The 2,784-nt window shown below is 74.9% G+C and carries 2 protein-coding genes; both read right to left on the bottom strand.

What is annotated here, in order from left to right; all coding sequences use genetic code 11:
- Positions 1-88 precede the first annotated feature (88 nt).
- The gene (locus ABZ641_RS31920; RefSeq protein ID WP_344625523.1) at positions 89-1,057 is read right to left on the bottom strand and encodes an ABC transporter permease; all 969 of its coding nucleotides are present in this window, start codon (positions 1,055-1,057) and stop codon (positions 89-91) included.
- Positions 1,054-2,700, bottom strand: a complete 1,647-nt coding sequence (locus ABZ641_RS31915) for a sugar ABC transporter ATP-binding protein (RefSeq protein WP_359987467.1) — start codon at positions 2,698-2,700, stop codon at positions 1,054-1,056. Before ABZ641_RS31915 ends, ABZ641_RS31920 begins: the two co-directional genes overlap by 4 nt.
- Positions 2,701-2,784 lie beyond the last annotated feature (84 nt).

Genomic DNA, 2,784 nt, shown 5'->3' with positions numbered 1-2,784 from the left:
AGGCCGGGGCGGGCGTCGGTGAGGCCGGGTGCGGAACGGGGCCCGGCGGGCGCGGCGGCCGGCACGGGTGTGAGCAGGGCGGGCTTCTTCATCGCGACCGGCGCTCCCGGGCGGCGTAGACGGCGGCCAGGATGATGGCCGCCTGGGCGATCTGGGCGGTGGAATCGGGCAGGTCGTGCTTGACGAGGGTGGCGCGCAGCAGCTGCATCAGCAGGGCGCCGGTGACGGTGCCGAGGACGCGGACCGAGCCGCCGGTGAGCGGGGTGCCGCCGACCACCACCGCGGTGATGGCGGACAGCTCCATCAGGGTGCCCAGGGCGGACGGGTCGCTGGCGGTGAGCCGGGCGGTGGCCAGCACACCGGCGAGGGCGGCGAACACCCCGCAGATCACGTACACCCCGCACAGGATCCGGCGGACGGGCAGGCCGGCCAGTCCGGCGGCGGTGCGGTTGCCGCCGACGGCGACCAGGCGGCGGCCGAAGGTGGTGCGGTGGACGAGCCCGGCGACGAGCAGCGCGAGCGCCCCGGCGATCAGCACCGTCCACGGCACGCCGAGCAGGCTGCCGGAGCCGAGGGCGAGCAGGTCGGGGTTGACGATCTGCTTGAGCTGGCCGTCGGCGACGACCAGGGCGAGGCCGCGGCCGCCGACGAACAGGGCGAGCGTGGCGACGATCGGCTGGAGTCCGACGACGGACACCAGGGTGCCGTTGACCAGGCCGACGGCGATTCCGGCGAGCAGGGCGATCAGCAGGGCCGGGACGAGCCCGTAGCCGAGGTAGAGCGGCAGCAGTGCACTGGCGAGGGCCATGGTGGAGCCGACCGACAGGTCGACGCCCTCGGTGCCGATGACCAGGGCCATGCCGAGCGCGACGATCACCACGGGGGCGACCTGGACGAGCTGGGTGCGCAGGTTGTCGGCGGTCAGGAAGTGCTCGGTGAACAGGGCGTTGAACAGCAGCAGGACGGCGACGGCGAGGTACACGCCGTACTTCTGCAGCCAGGCGGCGTCGGGCAGCCGCAGCGCGGCCGGGCGCCCGGCGAGGGCGGGCTGGGTCATCGCTTCTCCTCGGGGGCGGGCTCCGCGGCCGGGCCGTCGGCCGCAACGGGCCCGGCGGGCACGGCACGGTCGGCGCTGTCGGCGCTGTCGGCTCGGTCGGCGAGCAGGGCCAGCAGGTCGGACTCGGTGACGTGTTCGCCGGTGAGTTCGCCCGCGACGGCGCCGGCGTGCAGCACGGTGATCCGGTCGGCGCCCTCGACGAGCTCCTCGATGTCGGAGGAGATCAGCAGCACCGCCAGCCCTTCGCGGGCGAGCTCGTCGATCAGCGCCTGCACCTCGGCCTTGGCGCCGACGTCGATGCCGCGGGTGGGCTCGTCGAGCAGCAGCACCCGGGGCTCCAGGCAGAGCCAGCGGGCGAGCAGCACCTTCTGCTGGTTGCCGCCGGAGAGTTCGCCGACCTTCTGCTCGGGGCTGGACGCCTTGATCCGCAGCCGCTTCATGAAGACCTCGACCAGCCGGTCCTGGCGGCGCCGGGAGACCAGGCCGAAGCGGGAGAGCCGGGGCATCGCGGCGAGCACGATGTTCTCCCGGACGGACAGCTCCGGGACGATCCCCTCGGCCTTGCGGTCCTCCGGCAGCAGGCTGATGCCGGCCCGGATCGCGGCGGCCGGGGAGCGCCGGGCGAGCGGGCGGCCGGCCACCTCGACGGCACCGGAGTCCAGCGGCAGCGCGCCGGCGAGCGCCTTGGCGGTCTCGCTGCGGCCGGAGCCCAGCAGTCCGCCGAGGCCGAGCACCTCGCCGGGGCGCAGTTCCAGGCCGACCCCGTGCAGCTGGTGGCGCCTGGTCAGGCCGCGGGCGGTGAGGACGGGTTCGCGGTCGGCGCGGTGGCCGTCGCCGAAGCCGGTGACGCCGTGCCGGCGGACCTCGGCGACGTCCCGGCCGAGCATCATCGAGACCAGGTCGAGCCGGTCCAGTCCGGCCAGTTCGCCGGTGTGCACCAGGCGGCCGTCGCGCAGCACGGTGACCCGGTCGCAGAGCCGGTACAGCTCGTCCATCCGGTGGCTGACGTAGAGGATCGCGATGCCCTGCGCGTGCAGGTCGCCGACCACCCGGAAGAGCGTCTCCACCTCGCGCGGTTCCAGGGCGGAGGTGGGCTCGTCCATCACGACCACCCGGGCGTCGACGGAGACCGCACGGGCGAGGGCGACCATCTGCTGGGCGCCGATGCCGAGGGTGTGCAGCGGGCGGCGCGGGTCGACGGTGACGCCGAGGCCGGCCAGCAGTTCGGCGCTCTCCGCGTGCATCCGGGCGAAGTCGATCAGGCCGAAGCGGGTGCGGGGCTCGCGGCCGAGGAAGACGTTGCGGGCCACGCTCATCAGCGGGACGAGGTTGACCTCCTGGTAGATCGTCGACACTCCGGCCTGCTGGGCGTCGAACGGCCGGTGCAGGGTGACCGGGCGGCCGGCGATCCGCAGTTCGCCGGCGTCGGGGCGGTGCACGCCGGTGAGCACCTTGATCAGGGTGGACTTGCCGGCGCCGTTCTCCCCCACCAGGGCGTGGATCTCGCCGGGTCGCAGGGTGAGCGAGACGTCGTCGAGGGCGACGACGCCGGGGAAGCGCTTGGCCACGCCGACGGCCTCCAGCGCGGGCGGCGCGGCGGCTCCGTCCTCGGGCGGGGCGGCCGCCTGGGCGGGTGGGGCCATGGGTGGGACCTCCGGGGCATACGGGGTGTACGGGGTGTACGGGGGCGCACAGGTGCGGAGAGGGGCGAAGGGCGGGAGGGCTGG

Source organism: Kitasatospora sp. NPDC007106, assembly GCF_040634455.1.
GTDB lineage: Bacteria > Actinomycetota > Actinomycetes > Streptomycetales > Streptomycetaceae > Kitasatospora > Kitasatospora arboriphila.
This window is presented reverse-complemented; position numbering and strand designations above follow the sequence as displayed.

Bases quoted from the DNA above. Each gene is read 5' to 3' on its own strand.
- ABZ641_RS31915 (WP_359987467.1), bottom strand. From the start codon at position 2,700: ATGGCCCCACCCGCCCAGGCGGCCGCCCCGCCCGAGGACGGAGCCGCC.
- ABZ641_RS31920 (WP_344625523.1), bottom strand. From the start codon at position 1,057: ATGACCCAGCCCGCCCTCGCCGGGCGCCCGGCCGCGCTGCGGCTGCCC.